Origin of the sequence: Aciditerrimonas ferrireducens (genome assembly GCF_023130475.1) — a bacterium.
Taxonomy (GTDB): Bacteria; Actinomycetota; Acidimicrobiia; order Acidimicrobiales; family UBA8190; genus Aciditerrimonas; species Aciditerrimonas ferrireducens.
In genome coordinates this window covers 34,737-60,514 of the sequence record NZ_JAKHEX010000010.1, presented here as the reverse complement: position 1 = coordinate 60,514, position 25,778 = coordinate 34,737, and the positions used below count along the sequence as shown (strand labels likewise).

The window sequence follows — 25,778 nt, the reverse complement described above, 5'->3', positions numbered from 1 at the left end:
CCACTTGGACCCGACTGGTGACCACCGGTGGTCCTAGGGCCGCAGGTCGCCGAGCAGCTCCTCGACCGTCTCGGCCGCCAGGGCGGTCTCGTGCTGGTAGGCCGGGTGGTCAGAGGCCAGCACCACGCCCCCTTCGGCGAAGCGGGCCACCTGCGCCTCGGTCAGCTGCCAGCGGACGTAGTGGACCGAGGCCGTGACGTCTTCCCGGGTCAGCTGCTCGGCGTGACCCGCCTCGGGCACGCAGCGGACCGTCTGGCCGTCGGCCAGCCGCAGGACCAGGGACCGCTCGATGCCGACCAGCTTCGGGAGCCAGGTCCGCAGCGACGCCTCGTCGGTCAGCTCCAGGAAGAGAGTGGCCGAGAGCTCGCCGGGGTTCGGGATCAAAGGGTTGTAGACGGCCAGCTCGCCCAGGATCTGCTCGTCGCTCATCATCCGTTCCGCCCGGGCCATCTCCTGGACCTGGAACCGCACGGTCTCCCGGTTCTCGAACACCACCGAGGCCACGGGTCCGAGGGCCACCCGCCGGCGGCGCTTCAGGGCCATGATCCGCTGCCGGAAGGCGTCCCGTTCGCGCTCGTAGGCCCGCAGGTCCGCGATGTCCTCCAGGGTCAGCTGCCGCCCAGCCATGCCCGTTCCTCCCTCCTGCTCGCTGTGCTCCCCCCACCGGGGCTGGCCCCACCGGGGCTCCCCCCACCGGGGCTGGCCCGACCCGTGCTGCCCGGTTGGTGCTGCCCGGTTGGTGCTGCCCGGTTGGTGCTACCCGGTTGGTGCTGCCCGGGCGGGCCGCCCCGGGACGCAAGGCCGCTGGCCGGGGGTCGACGCCCCCGCGCCAGCGGCCCGTGCACCCACGTCGGCCGGGGGACCCGGCCGGTCGGCCCTCAGCCGCCGACGGCGCTCAGCCCCTGGCTGAAGCGGCCGGCGTGGCTCTTCTCGGCCCGGGCCAGGGTCTCGAACCACTCGGCGATCTCGTCGAACCCCTCCTCGCGGGCCGTCTTGGCGAACCCCGGGTACATCTCGGTGTACTCGTAGGTCTCGCCCTCGATGGCCGACTTCAAGTTCTCGACGGTCGAACCCACCGGTGCGCCGGTCACCGGGTCGCCGACCTCCTTCAGGAAGTCGAAGTGCCCGAAGGCGTGGCCCGTCTCACCCTCGGCCACCGACCGGAACAGGGCGGCGACGTCCGGGTGTCCCTCCACGTCGGCCTTCTGGGCGAAGTAGAGGTAACGGCGGTTCGCCTGGCTCTCCCCGGCGAAGGCCTCCTTCAGGTTGGCTTCGGTCTTGCTGCCCTTCAGCTGTGCCACGACGGCACCTCCTCCTGCTCGTGCTCCTGTCCGTCCACCGTCTCGCTGTGCGGCGCCCCGTCGGGTCGTGGCTCGGCCCGGCCGTCTCGTCCCTGGCACGCCGGGCAGAGGCCCCGGAAGACCACCTCGGCCGGACCCACCACGAAGCCCTGGGCGGCCTCGGCGGGCAGCTCGGGCAGGTCGGCCAGTTCGGCGTGGAGGTCCCGGACCTCCCCGCAGGACCGGCAGACGAGGTGGTGGTGGGCCCGGGTCACGTTCGGGTCGAAGCGCACCCGGCCGGTTCCCAGGTCCAAGGCGGCCACCTCCCCGAGGTCCACCAGCTCGTGCAGGGTCTGGTAGACGGTCTTCAGGGAGATCGTCCCGATCCGGGCCCGGACCCGCTCGTAGACGGCCTCGGCCGTGGGGTGGCTGGCGTCGCCCTGGAGCACCTCGAAGATGCACTGCCGCTGGGCCGTCACCCGCCGACCCTGGGCCCGGAAGGCCTCGACCAGTTCCCCGGGAGTCCGCACGCCGCCAGTCTATGGGGCAGCGTTTTCCTCTTGACACTCGTTGTCGACAAGGGGGCCGGGGCACTGGGGCGGGGCGGCCCGGCTGTGGGAGGCTGGGGTCGTGGCACCTACTCCTGTCGCTCCCCCGCCGCCCAGCTCGGGCTTCGACCGCGCCCAGGCCCTCCGACGGCTGGCCGAGCAGCCCTTCGACGTGCTGGTCGTCGGCGGGGGCGTGACCGGCTGCGGGGTCGCGCTGGACGCGGCGGCCCGGGGCCTGCGCACCGCCTTGGTGGAGCGCCGGGACTTCGCCTGGGGCACCTCGTCGCGCTCCTCGAAGCTGGTCCACGGCGGCCTGCGCTACCTCCAGCAAGGGGACCTGGGGCTGGTCGCCGAGGCCCTCCGGGAACGCCAGCGGCTCCTGCGCAACGCCCCGCACCTGGTCCAGCCGCTCACCTTCCTCATCCCCCTCTTCGGCCGGGGCGGGGTGGTGAGCGCCTCGGTCCGCCGGGCCATCGGGACCGCCCTGTGGCTCTACGACCTCGCCGGCGGGATCCGCATCGGCAAGGTCCACCGGCGGGTCGGCGCCGACGAGGCCCAGGCCCTCCTGCCGAGCCTCCGCCCCGACCGCCTGGTGGCCGGTTTCCTCTACTACGACGCCACGGCCGACGACGCCCGCTTGGCCCTCAGCCTGGCCCGGACCGCGGCCTGCGACTTCGGGGCGACCGTGGCGAACTACTGCGAGGCGGTGGCCATCCGCCACGACGAGACCGGGGCGGCCTGCGGCGCCACCCTGGCCCTGCGGGGACCCGGCGAGCGGGGCGAGCTCGAGGTCCGGGCGAGCGTGGTGGTGAACGCCACGGGCGCCTGGGCCGACGACGTGCGGGCCCTCGACGAGGGCACCCATCCCCGGACCACCCGGCCGGCCAAGGGCGTCCACCTCACCCTGCCGGCCGAGCGCCTGCCAGCGAAGGCGGCCGCTGTCCTGCCGGTGCCCGGCGACCGGCGGACCATCTTCGTGGTGCCCTTCCCCGACGGGGCCGACACCTACGTCGGGACCACCGACACCGCCTACGACGGTCCCCTCGACGACGCGGCCTGCGAACCCGAGGACGTCGAGTACCTGCTCTCGGCCCTTCAGGAGGCCACCACCGCCGAGGTCGGCCCGGGCGACGTCACCGGGGTGTGGGCCGGGGTCCGGCCCCTCCTCGCCCCCGAGCAGGGCGGGGCCCCCGGCGGACGGCGGGCGGCGGCCAAGGCGGCCCGGACTGCGGATCTCTCCCGCCGCCACCGGGTTCTCCTGGCCCCCTCGGGGGTCGTCACGGTCACCGGCGGCAAGCTCACCACCTACCGGCAGATGGCCGAGGACACCGTCGACCTCGTGGTCCGCCGCCTGGGCCCGGCCGCGCCCCCCGGGGTCCGCCGCTGCCCGACCCGCCGCTTGCGCCTCCGGGCCGCCAGCCCCCGGCCGGGCCCCGAGGCCGATCCCCTGACCCGCCACCTCCACAGCCGCTACGGCAGCGAGGCCCCGGCCGTCCTGGCCCTCGCCGAGGGGCGGCCCGAGCTGCTCGAACCCCTCGTTCCGGGCCTGCCGGACCGGCGGGTCGAGGTGCTCTGGGCGGCCCGCCAGGAGATGGCCCTGACCGTCGAGGACGTCCTCACCCGCCGGACCCGCCTCCGGCTCCGCCGGGCCGAGCAGGCCGCGGCGGTCGCCGAAGACGTCGCTCGGCTCCTGGCCGAGGCCCAGGGACGGCCGATCGAGGAGCTCCTCGACGAGGCCCGTGCCAGCGCGGCGGCCATCCGGGCCGAGCTGGCACGGGCGCTCGCCGGCGTGGAGGCCAGCCGGCCGGGGCCCGCGACGCAGGACACGGCGTCCCCCACCGGGGGTGCCCGGTGACCGGCGAGCGGGGCGCCGCCGCCGCCCAGGTCGGCCAGCTGCCACCGCTGGGCGGCCCCGGGCAGCTCCCGGCCGAGCGCCTGGTGGCCCCCCGGGTCCCGGTGCCCGGGCCGGTGCGGCGCCGGCTGGCCGAGGCCTGCGACCAGGTCGACGACGCGCCCGAGGCCCGGGCCGAGGCGGGGCGCGACTGGTGGCCCCTGGCGGTCCGCTGGGCCGTGGCGGGCCTCGTGCCCGCCCTGCCCGAGGTGGTGGCCCGGCCCCGAACCCTGGAGGAGGTCGCCGGGGTGATGGCCGTCTGCCACGACGCCCGGGTGCCCCTCACCCCGGCCGGGGGCCGCTCGGGGGTCTGCGGGGGTGCCGTGCCGGTCTTCGGGGGTGTGGCCCTGGACCTCCGGGGGCTGCAAGGGGTGCAGGACCTCGACGAGCGCTCCCTCCTTGCCGAGGTGTGGGCCGGGACCAGCGGCCCGGACCTCGTCGAGGCCCTCGAGGGCGCCGGCCTGGTCCTCGGCCACTGGCCCCAGTCGCTGGCCATCTCGACGGTCGGGGGCTGGGCCGCCTGCCGGGGAGCCGGCCAGGCCTCGACCCGCTACGGCACCCTGGCCGACCTGGTCCGGGGGGCCACCGTGGTCCTCCCCGACGGCCGGGTCAGCCGCCTCGGGGGCCACGGGCCCCGGGCCGCCCTCGGCCCGGACCTGCTCCAGCTGTTCGTCGGGTCCGAGGGCACCCTGGGGGTCCTGGCCAGCCTCCAGCTCCAGCTCCGGCCCCGGCCCGCTGCCGAGCTGCGCCGGGCCTACCGCCTGCCCGGGTTCGCCGCTGGCCTCGAGGCCTGCCGGCTGGCGCTGCGCGCCGGGGCCACCCCGGCGGTCCTGCGGCTCTACGACCCGGCCGAGTCGGCCCGCCACTTCGGTGCCGAGCAGGTCGACCCGGAAGAGGCCTGCCTGGTCGTCCTCGACGAGGCCGAGCCGGCCCTGCTCGAGGCCACCGCTGCCCTGCTCGACCAAGCGGTGGGGGCGGCCGGGGGCCAGCCGGGCGACCCGGCGTGGGTCGAGCACTGGCTGGCCAGCCGCAACGACGTCTCGGCCCTCGTGCCCCTGGTGCAGGCCGGCCTGGTGGTCGACACCGTGGAGGTCGCCGCCCCCTGGGCCGCCCTCCCCGCTCTCTACCAGGCCGCCCGGGACGCGGTGGCCACCGTGCCCGGCACCCTGGTCTGCTCGGCCCACCCCCGGCCGACCCGGACGCCTGGGCCGAGGCCTACTACCAGGCCTGCTGGGAAGCCGTCATGGTCGAGACCATCCGGGCCGGGGGGGCCCTGAGCCACCACCACGGGGTCGGCCTCCACCGGGGCCAGTTCCTCGGGGCCGCCCCCGGGGTCGACCTGGGGCTGCTCCAGGCGGTGAAGCAGGCCCTCGACCCACGGGGGATCTGCAACCCCGGCAAGCTCGGCCTGGCCTCGCCCTTCGGCGAGGTGGCCTGGCCCCCCGGCCGGCACCTCGACGCCCCTTTCGACCCCATGAGCCCCCGGAGGCAGCCGTGAGCATCCTGGTTGTCGACGTCGGCACCTCCTCGGTCCGCACCGCCGTCGTCCGGCCCGACGGGCGCCTCGACGCGGTGGTCCGTCGGCCCATGCCGCCGAGCAGCCCCGCCCCGGGTCTCGTGGAGTTCGACGCCGCTGCCCTGGCCCGGGCCGTCCTCGAGGCCGCCCAGGCCTCCTTGGCCGAGGCCGGCCCCGTCGAGGCCGTCGGGGTGGCCAACCAGCGGGCCACGACCGTCGTCTGGGACCGTCGGAGCGGTCAGCCCGTGGCCCCGGCCATCGGCTGGCAGGACCTCCGGACCGTCGGGACCTGCCTGGCCCTCCGCGAGCAGGGCATCCGGGTCGGACCCAGCGAGTCGGCCACGAAGCTCGCCGCCATCCTCGACGCCGTGGACCCCGATCGGCACGCTGACCTCTGCTTCGGGACCATCGACAGCTGGGTGGCCTGGACCCTCTCGGCCGGCCAGCTCCACGTGACCGACGCCACGAACGCCGCGGTCAGCGGGCTCCTCACCCCCGACGCCAGCGGCTTCGACGGGACGGTCCTCGAGGCCCTCCGCATCCCCCCGGGGGTGCTGCCCCGCATCGTCGACTCCAGCGGCGCCCTCGGCCCGGCCGCCGCCCTCCCCGGCGCCCCGCCTCTGGCCGGGCTGGTCGGTGACCAGCAGGCCTCCCTGGTTGGCCAAGGGTGCCTGCGGCCCGGCACCGCCAAGGCCACCTTCGGCACCGGGGCCATGCTGGACTGCTGCGTCGGGCCCGACCGGCCGGCCTTCGCCCGCCTGGGCCCCCAGGGCACCGTGCCCATCGTGGCCTGGCGCCGCCAGGGGCAGGACACCTGGGGGGTCGAGGCGGTCCTCCTGACTGCCGGGGCCTGCGTCAGCTGGCTGGTCGAGGACCTCGGCCTCCTGCCCGACCCGGCGGCCGCCGACCAGGTCGCCGCCCAGTGCCCCGACAGCGGCGACCTCTGGTTCGTCCCGGCCCTCTTCGGCCTGGCCACCCCCCGCTGGGACTACGGGGCCCGTGGCCTCCTCCTCGGCATCACCCGGGGCACCGGCCGACCCCAGGTGGTCCGGGCGGTCCTCGAGGGGGTCGCCCACGCCGGCGCCGACCTGCTGGAGGCTGCGGAGGCCGACAGCGGCCTCCGGGTCCCCGAGCTGCGGGTCGACGGGGCCATGGCGGCGAACGGCACCTTCCTCCAGGCCCTCGCCGACAGCATCGGCCGGCCCGTGGCGGTGGCCGCCGAGCTCGAGGCCACCACCCAGGGCGCGGCCTTCCTGGCCGGGCTCGCCGTCGGCACCTGGGCCGACGCCCAGGACCTCGAGGCCTGCGCCCGGCCCGCCCGCCTCGTCGAGCCCCGCCTGTCCGAGGCCCAGCGATCCGAGCGCCGGGCCCGCTGGTTGGCCGCCCGGGCCCGGGCCGAGGCCACCGTGCCCGAGCTCAGCGCCCTCGAGTTCTAGGACCGCCCTACCCCACCTCATCCCACCATCCCGAGCGAAAGGAGGTCCCGCCGGTGCGAGCCGCGCTCTACCGCCAGCTCGGCGACCCGTCGGTCCTCAGCGTCGAGGAGATCCCCACGCCCGAGCCCGGCCCGGGCCAGGTCCGGGTCAAGGTGGTCTGCTCGGGGGTCAACCCCACCGACTGGAAGAGCCGTTCGGGCCGCACCGCCGGCCCGCCCGACGGTTTCCAGGTCCCCCACCAGGACGGGGCCGGGATCGTCGACGCCGTCGGGCCCGGCGTCACCGACCGCCAGCCCGGCCAGCGGGTCTGGGTCTACCTGGCCGCCGCCAACAACCGCTACGGCACCGCCGCCGAGTACTGCCTCGTGCCCGCCGAACGCACCGTGCCGCTCCCTGACCACGCCAGCTTCGAGCTCGGGGCCTCCCTCGGTGTCCCGGCCCTCACCGCCGCCCACTGCCTCGGCGGGGACCCCGCAGCGCTCCGGGGCGCCACCGTCCTCGTCGCCGGGGGGGCCGGTGCCGTCGGCCACGCCGCCATCGAGCTCGCCCGCCACGCCGGGGCCCGGGTCGTGGCCACCGTCAGCACCGACGAGAAGGCCGAGCTGGCCCGCCGGGCCGGGGCCGACGCCGTCGTCTTCTACCGCGCCCCCGACGCCGTCGAGCAGGTCCGGGCCGCGGCCCCCCGGGTCGACCGCATCGTCGAGCTGGCCCTCGGGGCCAACCTCGAGCTCGACCTGGCGGTCAGCGACGCCGGCACCACCATCGCCGTCTACGCCAACGAGCCCACCGACCCGGTCCTCCCCGTCCGTCGCTGCATGACCGCGAACGTCACCCTCGCCTTCGTCCTCCTCTACGGGGTCCGCCCGGCGGCCCTCGCCGCGGCCCTCGCCTGGGTCCGCCGGGCCGTCGACGACCAAGCCCTCACCACCTTGCCCCTCCACCGCTACACCCTCGACCAGGTCGCCGACGCCCAGCGCGCGGTCGAGGCGGGGGCGGTCGGCAAGGTGCTCGTCCTGCCCCACGCCGAGCCGTCCTCGACCAGCTCGTCGTAGAGGGTCCGCACCACCTCGTCTCGGAGCCTGGCCAGGGCTCGCTCGGCGGCGCAGGGCCCCACGAGCACCACGGCGAGCGCCAGGTCGACGACCGGGTCGGCAAGGCCCACCACCGTCCCTTCCCGGTCCTGGCAGCCGAAGGCCAGCGGCGAGACCACCCCGGCGGCCCGGAGCCGCCACCCGCTCACCATGCCGGCCCCCGCACCTGGTCCGCCCCCGCGGGCCGGGGGGGCCACCCCCGCCGGGGGAGCCAGCATCGCCCGGACGAGCGTCCCCCGGGCCAAGGGACCGGGGTGCTGTCCCGCCAGGACCCCCAGCAGGCATCGGTAGAGGCGCTGGAGGGCCCGGGCCGTGCCGACCGGCCCCGCCGGGGCCTCCTCCCAGCCGACCGCCCGACCAGGCGGGACCCCGTCGGCCGAGGGCCACAGCTCGCCGCCGCACCAGGGTCGGGCCACGACCGTCTCGAACCACCGCCGGGCCTCCGCCTCCGAGCCCGCCCCCGCTGCCCTGGCCAGCAGACCCCACACGGCCGCCCAGCCCGCGCCCCCCGCCGGTGCGTGCCCGTCGGCCAGCGCCGTCGACACCTCTTCGTCGGCTCGGGCAGCCCACCACCGGTCGCTCGCGCCGGCCAGCACGTCGCGCAGGCCCCAACCGGCCCCGTCGCGCCCGCCCACCGGGGCGTCCCAGTGCAGCCGACCGTCTTGGACCAACAGGCCGGCGCCCACCCCGAGCGCCGGCAACGCCCCCTCGCCCAGCCCGACCACCGTCTGGACCCGGAGTGGTTCACCGCCCGATGTCTCACCGAGCGCCAGGTCGACCTGCCGGCCCTGCCGGCTCGCCGACACCTGGATGCCTCGAGCGAGCAGACCCCGGCCGACCACCTTCGCCAGGCGAGTCCGCACCTCCCACCCGCCATCGTCTCGGGGGCCCCGTTCCCCGGGTTCCCCGCCCGCCATCACCGCCACCACTGCTCCTCCCTTCGCGCCCGACCCCGTCCGTCGGGTCGCTACCGATGAGTAGAGCAAGGGGGTGGTGCACTGTCAACGGGCCCAGGGCGAGGTCCAGGCCCCTCGGGGGCGACTACCCCTGCCAGGGCAAAGCCAGGTCGACCCCGAGGGCGCCCTCGTCGCTCACGCCGACCTCGGCCTCCACGCTGGCGGGGCCGAGCCCGTCGACGACCACCCGGACCCGGCCCGGGGGCACCTCGGCGATCCGGTAGCGACCCTCGGCGTCACTGACCGACCGGGCCAGTTCTCGTCCTTGCGCGTCGAGCACCCGCACCGGCGCCCCCGGCAAGGGCCGACCACCGTCGAAGGTCACCCGTCCCTCCAGACGGCCGGCCGGACCAAGGGCCACCGCCACCTCGCGGGTCTCCCCGGGGGCCAGCACCACGGTGGTGGCCGCCGCCGCCCGAGCCGGCGCGGTCACCGCCACCGTGTAGTCGCCGGCCGCCAGCTCCTCGAAGCGGAAGCCGCCGCGCTCGTCCGTGGTGGTCCGGGCCAGGACCCGCCCCTCGGCCCCCACGAGAGCAACCAGCGCACCGGCCACCCCACTCTTGCCATTCGTGGCGCTGACGTCGCGCACCGAGCCGGAGAGGACCCCCGAGGGCCGCAGGGCCACCTCAAGGGTCGCCCGGTAGCTGCCCAGCTCCAGGGCACTGACCTGGGAGGCAAAGCCGCTGGCCGCCACCACCACGGTGTGGCGACCCGCCGGCAAGCCCTGGAGGAGGAAGCTCCCGTCGTCCGAGCTGGCCTGCCGTGCGACCTCTCGCCCCTCGGGGTCGACCACCGTCACGCTGGCGCTCACGATCGGCTCGCCATCCGCCCCGACCACCCGGCCGACGAGGGCCGGCAGGGCGACTCGGGCGTGAGGGCCGGCCGGGATCTCGCTCGTGTCGCGCGATGCCGTTCCAGCACGGGTCGCGAGGGCCACCGTGCCGGCGCCACCCGGTTCGGGCTCGGTCCCCGAGGTGGTGGCCGACCCGCCGTGGTCGTTGTGGAGTTTGTGTGCAACGTTGTGCAAGCGGTCGCTCGTCAAGTCGCCGAGGGGTGCCGGTTCGGAGACCCGGTGGCCGTTCCCGTTGGTCCCGTTCGTCCCGTTGGTCTGGCTCGCACCCGTGCTGGTGCTGGCGAGCACGCCCAGGCCGTTGCCGGCGTGGCCGTTGCCGCCCGCCTCGGTGCTGGCCCCGACGAGGGCCGGCACCGGCCCGGTCACCGGCTCGCTCGGGCTGGCGGCGGCCGGGGCCGCCTTCGCGCCGAGCTCAGCGCCCTCGACGTAGTGGTACTTCCCACCCCGCAGCCAGGAAGCCACCGCGGCCACCGCGCAGGCGGCCAGGGCGAAGTAGAAGGCCTCGTGGAGCCCGTTGCCGAAGGCGTGGGAGATGAGGTGGGGGAAGAAGGACCGCCCGGTCAGGTAGGCGGCCCGCTGGGCCGGCAGCTTCTGGAGCAAGCCACCGAGCAGGTTCTTGATCGGGTTGTAGCCGAGGAATGCGGCGAAGACGGTGGCCGTGGGCGGCAGGTGGGAGATCTTGGCCGCCGAGCTGGCCGGGACGCCTTGGTGGACGAGGCCGGCGAACATCTCGCCCGGGAGGCGGGCAGCCAGCCCGGTGATGATGAGGGTGAAGAAGATGCCGATGGAGAGGACCATGGCGGAGTTCTGGAAGGTGGCCACCATGCCCGCCCCGGCGCCGCGCTGGTTGGGGGGGAGGCTGTTCATGATGCCGGCACGGTTCGGCGAGGCGAACAGGCCCATGGCCAGGCCGTTCAGGAGCAGCAGCAGGGCGAACCAGACGTAGCCGAAGTTGATCGGCAGGAACGTCAGCAGCAGGAAGCTGACCGCGGCGGCGACCATGCCGCCGGTGGCGAAGGGCCGGGCCCCGAAGTGGTCGGAGAGGTAGCCGGAGATGGGACCGGCAGCGAGGAACCCGGCGGTCAGGGGCAGCATGTAGATGCCGGCCCACAGGGGCGTCTGGCTGAAGCTGTAGCCGTGGAGGGGCAGCCAGATGCCCTGGAGCCAGATGATGAGGATGAACATCATGCCGCCTCGACCCAGGGAGGCGAGGAGGCTGGCGAAGTTCCCGGCGGCGAAGGCCCGGATGCGGAAGAGCGGCAGCCGGAACATGGGGTTGGCCACCTTCGTCTCGATGTAGCCGAAGAGGATGAGGACGACGACTCCGCCGGCCAGGCAGCCGATGACCATGGGGTTGGACCAGCCCATGGTGGAGTGGCCGTAGGGGATGATCCCGTAGGTGATGCCGACGAGGACGGCCACGAGGCCGACGGCGAAGGTCAGGTTGCCCCACCAGTCGATGGTCGAGGGCACCCGGACGCCCCGCTCCTCGAGCTTCAGGTAGGACCAGACCGTCCCGAAGAGGCCGAAGGGCACCGAGACGATGAAGACGAGGTGCCAGTTCACCGGGCCGAGGAGGCCGCCGAGGATGAGGCCGATGAACGAGCCGGCGATCCCGGCGACGTTGTTGATGCCGAGGGCCAGGCCCCGTTGGTCCTCGGGGAAGGCGTCGGTGAGGATGGCCGAGGAGTTGGCCATCAAGAAGGCGCCGCCGACCCCCTGGAGGATCCGCATGACGATGAGCCACAGGGCCCCGGTGGTCCCCGAGAGCCAGGTGACCGACAGCATGATCGAGAAGAAGGTGAAGGTGACGAAGCCGAGGTTGTACATGCGGACCCGGCCGTACATGTCGCCGAGGCGACCGAAGCTGACCACCAGCACGGCCGTGACCACCATGAACCCCATGAGGAGCCAGAGCAGGTAGCTGGTGTTGGAGGGCACCAGGGGGTTCAGGTGGATGCCCCGGAAGATGTCGGGCATGGCGATCAGCATGATGGAGGAGTTGATGGTCGCCATGAGGATGCCCAGGGTGGTGTTCGAGAGGGCGATCCACTTGTAGCGGTCCGGATGGGTGGCCCCGGAGGTGCTGCCGCCCGGGGCCTGCCCCGCCGGCGGGCTGGCGGTGGTCGTGGTGCTCATCGCGCCTCCCTGTCCTCGTCGTCGGTGTCGTTCGAGAAAGGTCGTGGGGACGTCCCGGTGCCCGCCGCGCGGTGGGCTCCCCCGGGGACGGCCACCAGGTGCCGGGGAGCGAGGTCCATCTCGGCGAGATCCTCCAGGGCCCCGAGGGCGGCGGACAGGCGCTCTGCCTCGGCGGGCGCCAGTTCCCGGATCCGGGCTGCCAGCAGTTGGGTTCCGGTGTGGCGTCGCCGGGCCAGGAGGGCCTCGCCCGCCGCCGTGATGGCGACCAGGACGGCCCGCCCGTCGGCCGGGTCGGGGCTGCGGGCCACCAGCCCCTCCTCTTCCAGACGGCTCACGAGGGCCGTCATGGAGGGCTGGGCCACCCCTTCGAGCTGGGCCAGCTGGGTCAGCCGCTGGGGACCGCAGCGCTGGAGGTCCCCGAGGGTGGCCAGGGAGGTCAGGCTGAGCTCCCGGGGCAGGCGACGGACCAGGTTGACCGCCAGCGCGGTCAACGCCTCGGCGACGGCCTCGGCTGCGTCGCTCCCCGTGGACACCTCTGGGGCGCCGAGCGCCCCGGCTCCGGCCGGCAGCGGCCCGCTTCCCTTCCTGTGTCGTCCCACGCCCATCAGTATAGGGCAAACTATATAGTGTGATGAAACATTCTGGGGGTGGGGCACGGCGCTGGGCACCGAGCGGCCCGCCCGTGGTCACCATCTCGGCCGCCTACGGCGCGGGCGGCGCCTTGGTGGCACCCCGGGTGGCCGAGCGCCTGGGGGTGGCCTTCGTCGACCGGGCCATCCCGGCGGCGGTGGCGGCCCAGCTGGCGGAGGACCCCGAGGAGGTGCTGGCGGTCGAGGGGGAGCTGAGCGGCGGGGCCAGCCACTGGCTGGCGTTCTTCGCGCCGATGGGGGCCGCCTGGACGGGTCTCCCGGGACCGGTCGTCGGTCCCCTCGACGAGGACGCCTACCGGCGCCACGTGGCGGCCGTCCTGGCCGAGGTGGCGGAGCACGGGGCGGTGATCCTGGGCCGGGGGGCCCAGGTGGTCCTGGCCGATCACCCTCGGGCCCTGCACGTCCGGCTCGACGGGCCGGTGGAACGCCGGGTGGCCCAGGCTGCCGACCTGCTGGGCATCGGCCTGGAGGAGGCCCGGCGGGCCCAGCGCCAGACCGACGGGGCCCGGCACCGCTACGTCCAGCGCCTGCACCACGTCCACCTCGAGGACCCCCGGCTGTACCACCTCTGGCTGGACGCCACGGTGCTTCCTCTGGCGACCTGCGTGGAGCTGGTGGTGGCGGCCGCCCAGGGCTGCGCCGCGCTCCGCGCGCTCAGCGAGCGGCTCGACCGGGGCGGGGGCCGGGAGCGCCCTGGCTGAGCAGCTCGACCGCCTCGGCCAGGGGCGCAGCACGCTGCACCAGGGGTCGGAGCAGCATGAGGGGTCGCGGCAAGCCGATCCCGATGGCTCCCTGGAGCCGACCTCGGCGGACGACCCCCGCCAGGAGCCGACGGGTCTCGACCAGGTCCTCGGGGTCCAGGGACCCTTGGAGGGCTACCAGCTCGTCCTCCGGCCCGGGCCAGCCCAGCACCTGGATCTTCAGGTCGTACTGGTCCGACCAGACGTAGGGCACGGTCTGGAAGGGGGGCGGCTCGGCGCCGGCAGCCTCGGCCAGCAGCGCCCGGGCGGCCTGGGTGCCCTGCTCGGCGGCGTTCGTCCAGTGCTCCAGGCGGACGAGGCCCTGGCCGTCGGGGTGGGGCCAGCGGGCCAGGTCGCCGCAGCCCACGATCCCCGGGGCGGCCCGCAGGGCGGGGTCGAGGACCAGGCCGTCGTCGAGCTCGAGACCCGAGCCGGCCAGCCAGCCGGTGGCCGGCGCCACCCCGACGGCCACCAGGACCGCGTCGGCCTCGACCTCCTGGTCGTCGAGGACGACGGCTTGCACCCGCTCCTGGCCCTGCGGTGCCCGCGCCGACCCGCCCCCGGCGGGGCTCGCGCCGGCGGCCGCCGGCGCGGGTCCTGCCGCCACCAGGGTGCTCGGCCTCCCGAGGGGCAGACGCCGGCCGTGGTCGGTCAGGAGGGACTGGGGCACCTTGCCGAGCAGGAAGCGCACCCCGTTCGCCTCGTGGACTGCCTGGAGGGCCCGGCCGAAGGCCTCGGGCAGGACCCGGCCGAGGGGGACCGCCAAGGGGTCGACGACGGTCACCGCCACGCCCCCCCGTTCCCGCACGGTGGCTGCCACCTCGCAGCCGATGAACCCCGCACCGAGGACGACCAGCCGGCGGGGCCGCTCGGGTGCTCCGGCGGGGGCCGGGTCGAAGAGTGCGGCGGCCAGCTGGTCGGCATCCTCGGGCCGGCGGAGCACATGGAGGCCCCGGAGCGGGGGCAGAGGGAAGGTCTTGGGCAAGGCCCCGGTGGCCAGCACCAGACCGTCGGCAGCGAGCTCCTCCCCGTCCTCGAGCACGAGCCGGTGGTCCGAGGCCTCGAGCCCGGCCGCCCGACGGCCCAGCTGGAGGTCGAGGTCGAGCTCGGCCAGCTTCTCCGGCGGGCGGAGGGCGAGACGCTCGGGGGGCAGGTTCCCGGCCAGGTAGGCCTTGGAGAGCGGGGGACGGTCGTAGGGGGGGTGGTCCTCGTCGCCGAGGAGGACCAGCCGGCCTCGGTAGCCCTCCCGGCGAAGGGCCTCGGCGGCCCGCAGGCCGGCCAGGCCGGCGCCGACGACGGCGACGCAGGCCTGGGGGTCCTCGAGGGGGCGCGGGGGCATGGGGTCAGCGGCCCCCGAACATGGCCAGCCACTGGGCCGGGTCCTTGACCCGGAAGACGACGTTGTGCTCCCGGACCGAGCCCAGGGTGGCGGCCGAGGCCGGCGAGTAGCGGTGGCCCGGGTAGAGGACGGTGCCGTCGTCGAAGCGGGCCAGGCGGGTGGTCAGGGACTCGTAGAGGGCCTCGGGGTCCCCGCCGGGCAGGTCGGTCCGGCCGCAGCCGTCCAGGAAGAGGGTGTCCCCGGCCACCAGGCGGTCCGACACGGCGAAGCACTGGCTGCCCGGCGTGTGGCCCGGGGTGTGGACCAGCTCGACCTCGACGTCGCCGACCCGGACCCGGTCGCCCGAGCGGTGGCCCACGAGCTCGCTGGCCCCGAGGCCGGTGACCCGCTGGACCCAGGGCACCTCCTCGGCCTGGAGGTGGACCGGCACGTCGACCAGGCCGAGCAGCTCGGCCACGCCGGCCACGTGGTGGCCCATGAGGTCCCCCCCGACGTGGTCCGGGTGGTAGTGGGTGGCGAGGACGCCGACCAGGCGCATGCCGTCGGCAGCCAGGACCGCCAGGAGCCCCTCGGGGTCGTAGGCCGGGTCGACCGCCAGCGCTTCCCCGCTCACCCGGTCCCCGATGAGGTAGACGAAGTTCACCATCTGCGTCGCCAGGGGGTCGCCGACGGCCAGGTCCCGGCCGGCCAGCAGCTGGCGGAAGTAGAGGCGATCGTCGGGGGCGTCGGCCACGCCGGCCATGGTAGGGGCCGGGGGAGCCACCGGCCACGGCCCGACGCAAACCGGGGGGCCGGTCTCAGCCCCGGGGGACCCAGAGGCTCGCGCCCTGGGCGGCCACCTGGTCCAGGGCCGCCTGGACCACCTCGGGCAGGCCCCGGCGGAAGTCGGGCTCCTCGAGGGCCAGCAAGTCCTTCGTGGCCGGGTCCTGGAGGACGTCGGCGACCCGTTCGGCGGCGCGGCCGTCGCCGTAGGGGCAGGGCAGCCCGGCCACCCGCGCCTGCTCCGCCGGCGTGGCGAGCCGCTCGACCGCGGCGAGGGCCTCCTCGGGGTCCAGGCCGCTCAGCACGGCAGCGCCCAGGGCCACTCCTTCCCAGCGGGGCGTCGAGCGCCGCAGGACCACCACCGGCACCCCCAGGTAGGCGGCCTCCTCCTGGATCCCGCCGGAGTCCGTGACCACCACTTGGCAGGCGGCCATGGCCTCGAGCATGGCCTGGTAGCCCAGGGGCTCGCTCAGGACGACCCCTTGCGCCTGGGCGAGGCGGTCCGCCAGACCGAAGGCCCGCAGGCGGTCGGCGGTCCGGGGATGGACGGGGAACCGGACCGGGGGGTGCCGGCGGCCGAGGGCCTCGAGGAGGGCCACGAGGTTGGCCAGGCGGGCCGGGTCGTCGACGTTCGTGGCCCGGTGGGCGGTCACCACGATCCCCTGGCGGGCCTCGGGGGGCTGGCGGGTCACGCCGGTGGCCCGGGCGACGTCGAGGACGGGGTTCCCGACCACCTTGATCCGTGCGGCCGGGACCCCTTCGAGGAGCAGCAGGCCGGCGGCCAGCTCGGTCGGTGCCAGGTGCAACGAGGCGCAGGCCGCCCCGACCCGCCGGTTGACCTCCTCCATGGAGGTGGGGTTCAAGGATCGCAGGCCGGCCTCCAGGTGGGCCACCGGCAGGCGGCTCCGGCGGGCTGCCAGGGCGAAGACCGGAACGGTGAAGGTGTCGCCGAGCACCAGCACCAGCTCGGCGCCCCCTCGGGCCTCGTCCTCGACCACCCGGGCTGCCTGATGCAGCAGTTCGCCCAGGCGGGCGGCGGGCTCCTCGGGCAGCTCGATGCGCTGGTCCGGCACGAGGCCCAGCTCCTCGTAGAACCGGTCGGCCATCGTCGCCGTGGCCTGCTGGCCGGTGGCCACCGTGCGGACCGTGAGGCCCCGGGAGCGCAGGGCGGCCACCACCGGCGCCAGCTTGATGACCTCCGGCCGGGTCCCGAAGGGCACGAGGACGCGCTGCAGACCGCCCACCGTCACCCGACCCCGACCTCGCTGGGTCGCGCCGCCGCTGACCCCGGTCGGTCCCCGGTCGACCAGCGGGCCAGGACCTCGCCCACCTCGGCCACCGCCCGGACGGTGGCGTCGGGACGGACGACGTCCGGGGTCCCCTGGTGCTCTCCCTGGGTGACCCGCACCGTGGCCAGCCCCAGGGCGGCGGCCCCGAGGAGGTCGGTCTCGGGCCGGTCTCCCACGAAGACCGCCTCGCCGGGCAGCAGCCCGAGCTGGGCCAGGGCCCGGCGGTAGGGCTCGGGGTGGGGCTTGCGCCTGGCCCGGCCCAGCTCGTCGGCGAGGACCACGACCTCGAACCACCGGCCCAGGCCGCTGGCCGCCAGCTTGGCCCGCTGGATCCCCGGGTCCCCGTCGGTCACGAGCGCCAGGGCCCATCGGCCGGCCAGGTGGTCCAAGAGGTCCTCCACGCCGGGGAACGGGGCGAGCTCGGGCGCGCGGTAGGCCCGGAAGGCCGCCACCAGCGGCCCGACCGGCTGGACGGACCCGACGGCCGCAAGGGCCCGGTCGATGAGTCCGCCTCGGGCCGATCCGGCGGCGGCCTCGGCGGCGAGGGCTCGCCGGAACGCCTGGGCGTCGAGCCCGGGCTCTTGGGTCTGGGCCTCGGCCACCACCGCCTCCAGGCAGCCGGCCAGCCAGGTCGCCTGGGGCACCAGGGTGTCGTCCAGATCGAACAGCACGCCGCGCAACCCTGCCGTGGTCACGACGGTGCCTCCGCCGGCCCGGTGGCGGCGCCTCGGGCGCTCGCCGACGGCCCCGCCAGGCCCTCGAAGACCTCAGCGAAGTAGCGGGTCATGCGGACCCCGGGCCGGGCCCGCAGGCGCTCCGGCCGGATCGGCTGGCCCCGCACCGCCCGCAGGTACTCCCCGACGAGATCGCACCCGGCTGCCAACGAGAGCGGCAGGCCCCCGGAGAACCGAGGGTTGATCTCGGTCACCAGCACCTGCCCGGTCGCCGGGTCGGCGAACCCTTGGAGGTTGGCCGGGCCCCGGTGGCCCACGGCCCCGAGAGCGGCCCGGGCCACCTCGACCACGGCGGCGTCCTCGAAGGTCTCGCCTCGGGTCGAGATCCCGCCCCGGGTCTCCAGGCGCCACCGGGCGGCCCACCCGCAGAGCTTGCCGTCTTGCCCGACCAGGAGGTCGGCGGTGAACTCCCGGCCCGGGGCCCGGTGCTGGACGATCGGGTCAGGCACCAGGGCCAGGGCAGCCCGGAGCTGCTCTTCGTCGCGGGCCACCAGGACGTCCCGGGAGCCTCGGCCGGCCCGGGGCTTCACGACCCAGGGGCCGGGGACCGCTTCGGCCGGTCCCCCGACCTCGCCCTGACCCGCGACCTGCCAGGCCCCCCCCACCCGCCGGGCGGTCGCTGGGGCCGGCACACCGGCGTCAACGAGGACCTCGGCGAAGCGCCACTTGTCGAGGCAGGTCTCGACCGCCCCGAGGGGGGGCAACCAGGTGGCCACGCCCAGGTCCCGCAGGGCAGGTTCGGCCGCCACCAGGGCCGCGAGCTCCTCGGCCACGGTCGGCACGAGCGCGGCGACCTCGTGGGTCCGGGCCACGGCTGCCAGGGCGTCGCCGAACCCCGGCTCGTTGGCGGCCGGCACCACCGCCCAGGCATCGGCCAGGTGGAAACCGACCGCCCCCGGGTCGCAGTCGACGGCCAGGACTCGCTCCCCGGCTCGCCGAAGGGCCTGCACGACGCTCACGCCGGCTGGCCCCCCGGCCCCGGTCACGAGGACCGGCCCGGTCTCCTCGACCTGCCCGTCAGCCAGGGTCACTGGGCGGACCCTAGCCGTCCACCGAGGTTCGGCCGATCGACCCCAACCCATCCGCCGGACCGCTCGCCACTCGCCAGCGAGGGGCCCCGGCGAGGGATCCGACCGAGGCCAGTGGGCGGCTCACCCGCTTCGCCGGGGGTCGGCCGACGACAATGGTGGGCGCCAGGACGGCGTTCGGTGCGCGGTGGTCGGCACCCACCACGGCCCGGCACCACGTCCCGACCAGCCCCGCACCAGCCCGCTCGGCCGCTTCCAGCGCCGGCGAGAAGCCAGCGGCGAGCGCCACCAACCGAACGGGTCGCCCGCCCCCGACCCACGCCAGGGCATGGATCGGCCCCCGATAGCCACGACCTTGGACGCACGCGTCGAGCACCGTCACCGCCTCGGGGCTTTCGAGCACGACTGCCCGGAGGGGATGGACAGCCGCGCCGCTGGGCCCCGTCGGCCGCTCGGGAACGAAGGCGATGGTGGCCGCCCCGAGCAGGCCCCGGTCCCCGACGACCGCTTCGACGACACAGGGCAGGCGCTCCTTCGGTGCAACGGCGAGACGATCCACCCGGGAGCGGTCCCACCCGCGGTCCAGGACCTCCCCCCGCACCAGCGGTCCCTCACCGGCCACGGGGAGGTCAGCGGACGAGCTCGCCGCTCCAAGGCGCTCCGGCAGCACCGCAGCGATCCCGAGACTGCGCAGCTCCCGCGACCGGTCCATGGCTTGGACGACGCTCCGACCGGTGGGGGCCAGAAGCCACAACCCCGCCGGGCCCCTCCCGTCGGACCGGGGCCGCCGGACGCCCAGGGCCCGGACCCCGGCAGCGTCGAACGCCTCGAAGGACACCCCGCGCACTTCGAGGCCGAGGCGCGCCAGCGCCGCCGTGACCACCTGGCCGACCGCGCTCCCCGCATCCAGGACGATCACCCGTCCCCTCGAGCGCTCATCGGCACCCGAGGGGACGAGCACCTCGCGACGGACACCGTCGAGGAACCCAGGGCCCCGAGCCACGGCAGCACCCCCGGCGACCAGCTCGGCCAGGGCCGAAGCGCCCGCGGGCGACCACCGGTGCAACGCCAGGGCGTCGAGCAGGGCGCGCGCCACCTCATGGTCCGTCTCCGATCGCAGGGCGACGGCCAACCGGCCGAGGACCGCGTCGTCCCCCAGCTGGCGGGCCAGGGTGACCGCCTCCAGGCGAGCCCTCGGGTCGGCGGAGGCCAGCCCGGCATCGACGTCGGCCCGCAGCCGGCGGTGGACAGCCCGACGCCACTGCCAGGCGCTCGCGATCAAGACCGCGCCGACACCGGCGCTGGCGATCGTGACGTCATCCATGCCCGACTCCCACCGAGGTACGCCGCCAGGTCCTCGGGGGTTCGCTCAGGGCCGCTCCGAGAGGGGAAGCACCCGACCAGCCGGTCCGCCAGCAGCCGGCGGTGGACCCGGCCGCCCCGATCCAGCCACGTCCCGGTCGGCGGGCAACTGCATCCGGACCATCAGGATCCAGCCGAGGAGCACCGCCGCGAAGTCGAAGATCGCCGCCACCCAGGTGTGGAACAGCACCAAAGCGATGAACCCGAAGAACACCCCGACGAAGATCACTGCGTCGGTCCGCACGATGTTGCCGACCAGCGCGATCGCCGAGGCCAGCGCCGCTCCCTTGTAGATCCGGGGACCGGTGACCCGGGCCATCGGGTAGGCCAAGCCGAAAATGGCAAGCACGGCCGGCAGCGACGAACACTGGGGCGCGAGGATCAGCTCGATCTCTTGGGAGGTCCCGGCGTGGTGGACGAACATGTCCACGCCGCTTGTCCCGAGCACGTCCGGCACGTGCAGCGCCGCCAGCAGGCCGCCGGACAGCGCAACCTCCATCAGGCGGAAGGGCATCTCGAGGATCAAGAACCCCACCCCGACGAAGACCATGACCAGCAACACCTGCCGCATGGCCATCCGCCCTGTGCTCATCGCTTCTCCTTCGCGGATCCCCCGACTCGACAATGCAACGCGCAGCGTTCGCAACGTCTCCCACGCAACGTAGTTATCTTACACCGTGATCCGACGCTGCGTCACCACCGATGGTCGGCCCTGGCGACCGGGGTCGCTAGACCCTGGTGGCGCGGTGGACCGAGGCGGCCCAGCGCCGGAGCTTGGCGATCTCTGGCGAGGCGATCGGTTCCCACTGGAAAGCCGCGACCAGGGCAACGAGGGCTTGGATGCACTCGTCGTCACGCTCGGTCCGTGCCTCCTCGAGGAGGAGGTCCCCGTAGGGCTGGAGCGCAGGTTCTCCTCGGAGGAGGGACAGCCCCTGCAGCCGAACGTCCGGCGCAGGATCGGCGAGCAGCTCCGCCACCCGGGCCCGCTGGAGCCGGATCGCGTCGCTCTTGCCCCGGAAGGTCGCCCGGATGTCCTTCTTCGCCCGTTCAAGGCGCCGACGAATCCTTCGCGGAAGGGGAACGCCGATGAGGTACGCACCAAGCACGACCAGCGCCAAGAGCGCCGTCACGATCGTCGCCCATTCGCTCCCCGAGAGCTCGTACTGGAAGCGCACGGTCGCTGGCGACGACGAGCCCTCCAAACGGAGATACATGTACCCGAGACCAGCCGGGTAGACCGATGAGGGTCGTCCGTCGACGTAGGCATGCCATCCGGGGCTGTCGTCCTCCTTGAAGAGCACGCCTTCGGCCCCGGCGGTCCGGAGGAGATCGGCGTCCGTGGTCACGAGCGGGCGATCGACGAGAGGAGCAGGCGAGCCAAGAGGGACGACTCGGTCGTGTTGGAGAACGTGTCGTCGTGATAGGGCAGGTTCAGCCCACTCTCGATGACCGTGCTCTTCCCGACGTGTTCGTCAACCAGGACCGGCCGCCCGTCCGACAACAGGTCCACGCTCGAACCGGGGGATCGCTGGCTCGCGCCCTCGACGAGGTACGGGAACGTCTGGGCGTAGACGGCTGGGGAGAACTTGGCCAAGTCGATGCCGCGCAGCAAGGAGCTCTTCGACGGGGCGAAGTGCCACGACTGGTAGAGCTCGAAAGACCGCCACTTGGTCACGGGAAGGGGCGCCCCGTCCTTGGCCAGCTCGGCTGCCAACCCGGCCGCGCCACCCACGTCGATCACCAGCCCCCCGCCATGGCGCACGTAACCACGGAGGAGCTTCGCTGCCTGCCGCGGATTCGAGGCTTGGAAGCCGTAGAGGAAGATCTCGGGGAACTGCTCCAGCTCCTTGAGGCTGTAGTCGTTCAGGTTTGCCTCACCCTGGACCGGGATCAAAGTGTTCGGTCCGACGTCGGTCAAAGCCAACGCACGAAGTAAGAGGTTGTAGTTCTCCGCGCTCCCGACGATCAGGACGGGTGGCGCGTCGGTCGCCGCGAGGATGGGACTGGTCTGGCGAACGACGAAGTTGTGGTAGGTGTTGTCCGCGCTCGGACCGACGTAGCGGAACAACGCGGGGTGGTCCTGATAGAAGCCGTACGCACTCGGTCCGGAGCCCGCCTGGATCCAGCGAACCGCGTTCCAGTTAAGCATGAACTTCATCTCAGCGACGCTCGGCGGATCGTTGGAGAGCACGCTTTCAGCCCAGAACGACCAGGTGAAGTTCACCGCTCCTTGGTTGAATGGTCCACCGACCTCGGGCACGTTCGTGAAGAAGTTGATCCAGCTGGTTTCGGTCGCGTCGGTCAATGCCAACCGATACTGCTTCGTGCCGTTGCTCCCGGGCATGATCGGGAGTTGGATCTCCGCGGTCTGCTGGTAGGAGAAGGCGTCCCGCTTGAGGACGGGAACGGTAGCAACCAGACAGACCACTGCTGCGAGGGCTGGTGCCACGTAGAGCGCGCTCCGCCAGAGGTAGCGGAGCCGGCTCCGCAGCTCCGATGCCAACGCCGCCAGGAGCAGACCGCAGGTCGTGGCCAGCGGCCACGCCGCATAGGTGAACATGTCGTTCGGGTAGATCCCGACGATCTCGAGGTCGGCGTGTGTGAACCGGCCGATGTAGGCGTAGGTGAGGACGACGAGTGCCACGATCAGCATCGCGGCCGACGCACCGACGCACTGCCTGAATCGTTTCGACGAGAACGAGGAGCGCCGCCACGCGAACCATGCGGCGGCTGCCATGAGCAGCAAGGTAAGAGGGAGGAGAAGAGGCGAGAAGGCTTTCAACGAGCTGCCAACGGTCTCGAAGAGCCGTCGATACGACGTGCCCGTGTTCGGTACGAACCTCGGCTGGGGGATGAGGTAGTACGCGTGGAATCCGACGAGGGTGGGGAGGTACAGCCAGAGCACCATGGCAGCGACCGCTGCGGCCACCCCGGCAACCACCTTGATGCGCTCCGCGAGGGGCCGGTAGTTGACGAACAGCAGCACCCCGAGCACCTGCAGGACACCGAGCCCGCCGGTCAGGTCGTGCGTCGACATGCCGCACGTCGCTGCGATGATGACAGCCGTCAGGCGAAGCCTGCCCGGCTTCCTCGTGTAGAGAGCGGCTAAGAATGTCGCTAGGCAGGCGAATGCCATGGCGATCAGGCGTGGGTACTCACCTGATCGCAGGGACGGCTGCCAGAACGCCGGCACGGCGAGCACCACGGCACCGGCGACGGCCGCAGCGGCGGAGCTGCGGGAGATGAGCCGGACGAAGCCGTAGGCACTCGCCGTCATGACGAGGAAAGCGACTGCGGTGCACACCACCATGGCGTGCTCGATCGTCGTGCCCGAGGCGGCGACCGCAGTCGCAATGATCAAGTGGTACAGCGGCGGGTAGATGCCAGGGAGCAGCTTCATGCCGCTGAACCAGGCTGGGTTCCACAGGACGTGGGGGAAGTCCTGCATGAGGAGCTTCACCGTCGACGCGTGATCGAGGGCGTCAGCTCCCTTGGGCGTCCCCACGAAGTCCGTCGAGCGAACCCCCACTTCCCAGGTCGCAACAAGCAGCGCTGCGAGGAGGACGAGGTCAAGGGCGAGCCGCCCAACCTTGGCAGGCCACCGACGCCGCTGCTCCTCGACCTGCCGCTCGCTTGCCGTCCTCGACCTGGCGCCGAGGACCAGGACCCCTGGGGAGTCAACGGTCGCCGGTTGCATACCAGAAGCGGGTTCGATGGACGACCATGCTAGCAGGGATGCGGTCTACTTTCACCACATAGCGTGGCCACATCATTGCGCAGAGCCACCTTTCGTTCTGCCTGGCATCCCCGAGTCCCGGCGTGCTCTGAGGAGCCGCACAGCACATCGAACCATGAATGGTCCTGCCATCCCCATGAGCAGCGCGGACGACGGGCACCGGTTCCCGGCTCGCCGGCTCGCCGACTCGCCAGCTCGCCGTGAACCGGACTCGGGACGTCGAGGGTCAGGGCCTGGCGGGTGCCGGAGCCGCTGCGGGAAACGCCCCATCCACGGCAGGGACATCACCAATCGCGCTGGTCGTACCGCCCAGCGACGATTCGGCCAGGGCCCCGCTGCTCTCATCCGGGCTCCAGAGAAAGCGGTGGACTTCGAAGGCCTCCGCCATCCTGCCCCGGGCCTGGAAGCCCCGGTAGCGCGCCTGGGCCTCCACGGCGTCCAGGTCGACCAGGCCACAGCCGAGGACCTGGGACAAGTGCGCCCGGACCAACTCGAGCTTGGCCTCAACCAGCCCGTCGATGTCCAGGTAGACCACCGGTGTGAAGTCCACGCTCGAGGGTGCTTCGTAGGAAAGGACCCGGCTCACCCGCCGCGCCGCGGCGAAGGTGGCTCGGGCGGTCGCCCGGTGGTCCTGGTGGGTGTCGTGCAGGCTGTGGGTGTAGACGATGTCGGCGCCGACCTCGTCGATGAGGTTCTGGATGCGCGAAACCGCCTCGACGCCATCGGGCACTGCCCCGTCCCGGAACCCGCCCCAGACCAGCTCGGCACCGAGGAGACGGGCCGCCTCGGCTTGCTCCTCGCGTCGGGAGTTCGTCCCCTGAGGTCCGATCGAACCATCGGTCATCACCAAGAGGGTCACCTGGTCACCGGCCCGCCGATGGGCCAGCAGGGCTCCCCCGCAGCCCAGTTCGATGTCATCGGGGTGGGCTCCCACCGCTACAACCTGCAGCCCGCTCATGCTCCTCGCATCCTTTCTGTCGCCGTGACGACCGNGCTCGTCCGGCACCGCCGCGAAGGCACTTGCTCCAGCGGTCCGTGGCTGGAAGCCGGATTCACCGACCCGCTGGATCCCCGCCCCGTGTCGTTCGGCGCTCCGAGCCGTTTTCACCCAGGAGTAGTGCCGACCGACGATGCCGTCGAACCAAGCCTTGGTGCAGATCGCCATCGAGACGAAGAACAACGGTAGGAACCAGGCCAACGATGCTGCCGACCGCTTGGTCTCGCCAGCCAGGATCATGCCGCCCCCGATCTCGACCAGCGGCCCGAGGAACAGCATCATCGTGTAGACGAAGAGCAGCGATGCCACCGCCGGCGCCGCGATCCCGAGGCCCCAGAGGATCATCACCACGAGCCCCAGGGCAGCGACCGCCGGCATGTGGAAGGCGTAGAGGAACATCGTCGTCTCGATCTTCTCCGCGAGCCCCAGGTGGGGGGACTGCCAGACCGCCCGTCGGTAGTCCCGCCAGCACTGCTGATGCCCCCGAGCCCAGCGGTAGCGCTGCCGCCAGAAACGGCGGAACGTGACGACGCCTTCCTCTTCGTCGACCGCGGTCACGTCGTAGCGAACCAGGTAGCCGTGCAACAGCAGCCGAATCGTCAGGTCCGTGTCTTCGGTGACCGAGTCCTCGTTCCAGCCACCCATCGAGCGGAGGAGCGACGTCCGCACCGCGCCGTTTGCCCCGCCGTAGGCCGGAAGACCGCCAACCGCTTGCCTGCCGTACTCGTTGACCAAGTAGCCGCCGTAGTAGTCCAAGGCCACCAGGGAAGCGAGGGGGGAGTCCTGGGCATTGGAGATCACGCAGCGGCCCTGGACAGCCGCAACCTTGGGATGAGCGAAGTGGCGAACGAGCCGCCGAACGGCATCCGGCCGGGGCCGGTGATCCGCGTCGAAAACCACGGCAATCTCACCGCTCGCCACGGCGAGGGCCTCGTTCAATGCCCCCGACTTCCCCCCGGTGCTCCCTGGCGGACGGTGCAAGACGGTGAACCGAGGCGTACGGCGGGCTTGTTGATCCAGGCGCCACCCCGTCCCGTCGCTCGAACCGTCGTCCACCAGGATCCACTCCATGCGGTCTCGCGGGTACTCCAGCGCGAGCAGAGCGTCGAGCAACCGATCGAGCACAGCCTCCTCGTTCTTGCACGCAACCAGCACCGATACGGTCGGGAGCCGGGCTGGGTCCTCGAGCAGCGGCAAGGACGCCCCAGCAAGATCCGCAGGACCGCTCTTCAGCGCGGCCACGGCGAACGAGAAGTGCCGAACGAAGTAGGCCATGAACAAGACGAGCAGGACCGAACCGATCAGCGATCCCATGGTCGGGACGCCGAGGACCGCCACCCCGAGGATTCCCAGGCCGGCCATGGCCAGCAGGACCCAGGTGTAGCGTCGCTCTGCCCGCAACAGTCGGAGTCCCCGCCGAACCAACGAAAG

22 protein-coding genes are annotated in these 25,778 nt (G+C 73.6%); 6 read left to right on the top strand and 16 right to left on the bottom strand.

Translation table 11 applies throughout. The annotated features are described in order from the left end of the window. Positions 1-33 precede the first annotated feature (33 nt). The 3 genes from Acit_RS07535 to Acit_RS07525 form a co-directional block, all read right to left on the bottom strand. Entirely contained in the window at positions 34-627 is a 594-nt protein-coding gene (locus Acit_RS07535; protein ID WP_248107592.1) for a DUF3501 family protein, read from the bottom strand. Between the two features lie 251 nt (positions 628-878). Then, positions 879-1,301: a rubrerythrin family protein gene (locus Acit_RS07530; RefSeq protein ID WP_248107591.1), complete on the bottom strand. Its 423-nt coding sequence runs from the start codon at positions 1,299-1,301 to the stop codon at positions 879-881. Next, positions 1,289-1,810, bottom strand: a complete 522-nt coding sequence (locus Acit_RS07525; RefSeq protein WP_248107588.1) for a Fur family transcriptional regulator — start codon at positions 1,808-1,810, stop codon at positions 1,289-1,291. The genes Acit_RS07530 and Acit_RS07525 overlap by 13 nt, the downstream gene beginning before the upstream one ends. A 100-nt stretch (positions 1,811-1,910) precedes the next feature. On the opposite strand from Acit_RS07525, the gene Acit_RS07520 reads away from it, so the two are divergent. Genes Acit_RS07520 through Acit_RS07505 form a run of 5 tightly spaced genes read left to right on the top strand, consistent with a single transcriptional unit; the run spans position 1,911 to position 7,723 of the window. Beyond that, positions 1,911-3,683, top strand: coding sequence for a glycerol-3-phosphate dehydrogenase/oxidase (locus Acit_RS07520; protein ID WP_248107586.1), 1,773 nt, complete (start codon positions 1,911-1,913; stop codon positions 3,681-3,683). Beyond that, the gene (locus Acit_RS07515) at positions 3,680-4,996 is read left to right on the top strand and encodes an FAD-binding oxidoreductase (RefSeq protein ID WP_312710152.1); all 1,317 of its coding nucleotides are present in this window, start codon (positions 3,680-3,682) and stop codon (positions 4,994-4,996) included. Before Acit_RS07520 ends, Acit_RS07515 begins: the two co-directional genes overlap by 4 nt. Further along, complete coding sequence (locus Acit_RS13060) at positions 4,963-5,217, top strand: FAD-linked oxidase C-terminal domain-containing protein (RefSeq protein WP_282436530.1); 255 nt, start codon at positions 4,963-4,965, stop codon at positions 5,215-5,217. The genes Acit_RS07515 and Acit_RS13060 overlap by 34 nt, the downstream gene beginning before the upstream one ends. Continuing rightward, positions 5,214-6,671 carry an FGGY family carbohydrate kinase gene (locus Acit_RS07510; protein WP_248107583.1) on the top strand — a complete coding sequence of 486 codons (1,458 nt, stop codon included), beginning with the start codon at positions 5,214-5,216 and terminating at the stop codon, positions 6,669-6,671. Before Acit_RS13060 ends, Acit_RS07510 begins: the two co-directional genes overlap by 4 nt. Before the next feature lie 53 nt (positions 6,672-6,724). After that, entirely contained in the window at positions 6,725-7,723 is a 999-nt protein-coding gene (locus tag Acit_RS07505; RefSeq protein ID WP_248107582.1) for an NADPH:quinone reductase, read from the top strand. On the opposite strand, the gene Acit_RS07500 is transcribed toward Acit_RS07505, so the two are convergent. The 3 genes from Acit_RS07500 to Acit_RS07485 form a co-directional block, all read right to left on the bottom strand. Continuing rightward, positions 7,615-8,688, bottom strand: coding sequence for a hypothetical protein (locus tag Acit_RS07500; RefSeq protein ID WP_248107579.1), 1,074 nt, complete (start codon positions 8,686-8,688; stop codon positions 7,615-7,617). The two genes, Acit_RS07505 and Acit_RS07500, sit on opposite strands and share 109 nt — an antisense overlap. Before the next feature lie 115 nt (positions 8,689-8,803). Then, on the bottom strand, positions 8,804-11,710 hold the full coding sequence (locus Acit_RS07490) for an MFS transporter (protein WP_282436529.1): 2,907 nt from the start codon (positions 11,708-11,710) through the stop codon (positions 8,804-8,806). Next, positions 11,707-12,243, bottom strand: a complete 537-nt coding sequence (locus Acit_RS07485) for a MarR family winged helix-turn-helix transcriptional regulator (protein ID WP_248107576.1) — start codon at positions 12,241-12,243, stop codon at positions 11,707-11,709. The genes Acit_RS07490 and Acit_RS07485 overlap by 4 nt, the downstream gene beginning before the upstream one ends. Before the next feature lie 149 nt (positions 12,244-12,392). Between Acit_RS07485 and Acit_RS07480 the strand changes: the two genes are divergently transcribed. Continuing rightward, a complete protein-coding gene (locus tag Acit_RS07480; protein ID WP_248107573.1) occupies positions 12,393-13,061 on the top strand; it encodes a cytidylate kinase-like family protein in 669 nt (222 codons plus the stop codon). Here the strand turns inward: Acit_RS07480 and Acit_RS07475 are convergent. The 10 genes from Acit_RS07475 to Acit_RS07430 all read right to left on the bottom strand — a co-directional run bounded on the left by Acit_RS07475 (position 13,015) and on the right by Acit_RS07430 (position 25,622). Next, positions 13,015-14,439, bottom strand: a complete 1,425-nt coding sequence (locus tag Acit_RS07475) for an NAD(P)/FAD-dependent oxidoreductase (protein WP_248107570.1) — start codon at positions 14,437-14,439, stop codon at positions 13,015-13,017. The genes Acit_RS07480 and Acit_RS07475 overlap by 47 nt on opposite strands. 4 nt (positions 14,440-14,443) lie before the next feature. Further along, positions 14,444-15,181, bottom strand: coding sequence for an MBL fold metallo-hydrolase (locus tag Acit_RS07470; RefSeq protein ID WP_376746028.1), 738 nt, complete (start codon positions 15,179-15,181; stop codon positions 14,444-14,446). A gap of 55 nt (positions 15,182-15,236) precedes the next feature. Further along, complete coding sequence (wecB, locus tag Acit_RS07465; protein ID WP_248107564.1) at positions 15,237-16,451, bottom strand: non-hydrolyzing UDP-N-acetylglucosamine 2-epimerase; 1,215 nt, start codon at positions 16,449-16,451, stop codon at positions 15,237-15,239. Beyond that, positions 16,448-17,161, bottom strand: coding sequence for an HAD family hydrolase (locus tag Acit_RS07460; RefSeq protein ID WP_248107561.1), 714 nt, complete (start codon positions 17,159-17,161; stop codon positions 16,448-16,450). The genes wecB and Acit_RS07460 overlap by 4 nt, the downstream gene beginning before the upstream one ends. Before the next feature lie 20 nt (positions 17,162-17,181). Continuing rightward, entirely contained in the window at positions 17,182-18,255 is a 1,074-nt protein-coding gene (locus Acit_RS07455; RefSeq protein WP_248107558.1) for an ATP-grasp domain-containing protein, read from the bottom strand. A 10-nt stretch (positions 18,256-18,265) separates the two neighbouring features. After that, positions 18,266-19,576: a hypothetical protein gene (locus Acit_RS07450; protein WP_248107555.1), complete on the bottom strand. Its 1,311-nt coding sequence runs from the start codon at positions 19,574-19,576 to the stop codon at positions 18,266-18,268. A 45-nt stretch (positions 19,577-19,621) separates the two neighbouring features. Continuing rightward, entirely contained in the window at positions 19,622-20,206 is a 585-nt protein-coding gene (locus tag Acit_RS07445; protein WP_248107552.1) for a hypothetical protein, read from the bottom strand. Between the two features lie 136 nt (positions 20,207-20,342). Further along, positions 20,343-20,960 (bottom strand): hypothetical protein, encoded by a 618-nt coding sequence (locus Acit_RS07440; RefSeq protein WP_248107549.1) that lies wholly within the window; start codon positions 20,958-20,960, stop codon positions 20,343-20,345. After that, the gene (locus Acit_RS07435) at positions 20,957-23,311 is read right to left on the bottom strand and encodes a DUF6541 family protein (RefSeq protein ID WP_312710138.1); all 2,355 of its coding nucleotides are present in this window, start codon (positions 23,309-23,311) and stop codon (positions 20,957-20,959) included. Before Acit_RS07435 ends, Acit_RS07440 begins: the two co-directional genes overlap by 4 nt. A 265-nt stretch (positions 23,312-23,576) precedes the next feature. Then, positions 23,577-25,622, bottom strand: coding sequence for a glycosyltransferase (locus tag Acit_RS07430; protein WP_446650470.1), 2,046 nt, complete (start codon positions 25,620-25,622; stop codon positions 23,577-23,579). Positions 25,623-25,778 lie beyond the last annotated feature (156 nt).

Coding starts and splice junctions, on each gene's coding strand:
- Acit_RS07450 (WP_248107555.1), bottom strand. CDS start 19,576: ATGGATGACGTCACGATCGCCAGCGCCGGTGTCGGCGCGGTCTTGATC.
- Acit_RS07535 (WP_248107592.1), bottom strand. CDS start 627: ATGGCTGGGCGGCAGCTGACCCTGGAGGACATCGCGGACCTGCGGGCC.
- Acit_RS07435 (WP_312710138.1), bottom strand. CDS start 23,311: ATGCAACCGGCGACCGTTGACTCCCCAGGGGTCCTGGTCCTCGGCGCC.
- Acit_RS07470 (WP_376746028.1), bottom strand. CDS start 15,181: ATGGCCGGCGTGGCCGACGCCCCCGACGATCGCCTCTACTTCCGCCAG.
- Acit_RS13060 (WP_282436530.1), top strand. CDS start 4,963: ATGGTCGAGACCATCCGGGCCGGGGGGGCCCTGAGCCACCACCACGGG.
- Acit_RS07490 (WP_282436529.1), bottom strand. CDS start 11,710: ATGAGCACCACGACCACCGCCAGCCCGCCGGCGGGGCAGGCCCCGGGC.
- Acit_RS07475 (WP_248107570.1), bottom strand. CDS start 14,439: ATGCCCCCGCGCCCCCTCGAGGACCCCCAGGCCTGCGTCGCCGTCGTC.
- Acit_RS07445 (WP_248107552.1), bottom strand. CDS start 20,206: ATGAGCACAGGGCGGATGGCCATGCGGCAGGTGTTGCTGGTCATGGTC.